The sequence below is a fragment of the Edaphobacter aggregans DSM 19364 genome (assembly GCF_000745965.1).
In the GTDB taxonomy this organism is placed as follows: domain Bacteria; phylum Acidobacteriota; class Terriglobia; order Terriglobales; family Acidobacteriaceae; genus Edaphobacter; species Edaphobacter aggregans.
The window spans coordinates 1-1,524 of the sequence record NZ_JQKI01000330.1 but is presented as its reverse complement, the minus strand read 5'-3'; the positions used below and the strand labels follow the sequence as shown (position 1 = coordinate 1,524).

Genomic DNA, 1,524 nt, shown 5'->3' with positions numbered 1-1,524 from the left:
GGGAGTATCAGATCGGCCCTAACGGAATCATCATCGGCGACCGTCTGAAGGGATACGCTCATCTCATCACCGGTGTTCCGGACCGGATAAGCGGTCCCCTCGATAACGCACCAATCAAAGGACGCGAAGACCCTGTGTAATCAAGGACACGGAAGCGAAGATCAGATCAAGCCGACCGTATTTCTGCAGGGAGAGTGGCGTTATCTGGATGCGCACTGCAAGGGCCGAAGCCAATTCATGTTTGACGTTGCCCAAAGCCGTCTTTTGTTAAAGACTTATGCACCGTGTACCTTCGCATGACTACCAGGACAAAGAGAGATCATGAGGTGCATGGTGGGCTCGTTCACGGTGACGTAGAGATCCGGTTCCAGCCTCAAACCCCAGGCTCGTCGGCTCTGTTGCATTAACTCTGTTGGTCGCAGTTCGTCCGTTGCGCGGTTTACATCAGGCAGCGATAACGAAGATGTCGAACAGCTTGTTTACGAAGCGCACCTCGTCTTTGACATGCGGCTTACACGTGAGGCAATGTCCTCGACGGATCATCCGCATCACCTCGAACCCCTTCATCGTAGCGGCGGCCGTCTTCATTGTCTGAAAGCCTCGCGTGGGGCGAATGACTCGCTTCAGTGCGCCGTGGTCCGCTTCAATGATGTTGTTCAGATACTTGCACGTGCGATGCTTGGTATCGCTTGATAGCCTGCCTTCTCGTTGCAGCCGGCTAATGGCTTTTGGATAAGACCCGAGTTGGTCCGTGGTGATTGAGGACGGCGGCCAGTGGCGCATTGCCGTCAGCGCTTTTCCCAGGAAACGATGGGCCGCACGGGTGTTTCGCCGATCCATCAACATGAAGTCGATCAACCAGCCATGCTTGTCGACGGCCCGGAACAGGTACTTCCAGTGGCCACCGACCTTCACATACGTCTCGTCCACTCGCCACGAGGTCGCACGGTACCCCTGGTACCAGCGGACCCGCTTCTCAAGCTCAGGCGCGTAGCGATGAACCCTGCGCATGATCGTGGACGGATCCACGTCTACGCCGCGTTCCTGCATCATCTCCGCCAGATCCCGGTAGCTTATCCCATACTTGCAGTACCAGCGAACGCACACCAGGATGATATCCACAGGAAAACGACGGCGCTTGAACATGAACAAGGCTCCTCGGCGAACGACTCCAGACTACGACACGCCCGTTAATGCAACAGAGCCGCTGACACGCAGGTAGCCGACCTGTTGGCCTTTGGACCGCTTGCGCGTTCGAGCGGGCCGAGGTGTCCGAATAGACTCTTTGACCTTCGTCATTACCTGTACGATAACTCAGAAAGCGACTCTATTACGACATAATTTCGCCGGGTGTCGGACGTAGGGTTGGGCTATACCTCAGAGAGACAGACATCCGTGCTGACTGACGGGCCTCACTTGCGTGTCCATTTCCGAAACTAGCAACTCCGGGTCGAACGGAGGGATGCTTTTGCGACCCCAGGGGTTACGCATGAAATACCGGGCTAAGTTTGCGGTTGGAAGTAC

Annotated in this window: 1 protein-coding gene; it reads right to left on the bottom strand. The window is 55.9% G+C overall.

Annotated features, from left to right (window positions below; genetic code table 11):
* Positions 1 to 444: 444 nt before the first annotated feature.
* Complete coding sequence (locus tag Q363_RS31600; RefSeq protein ID WP_035358744.1) at positions 445 to 1,146, bottom strand: IS6 family transposase; 702 nt, start codon at positions 1,144 to 1,146, stop codon at positions 445 to 447.
* Positions 1,147 to 1,524: the final 378 nt, after the last annotated feature.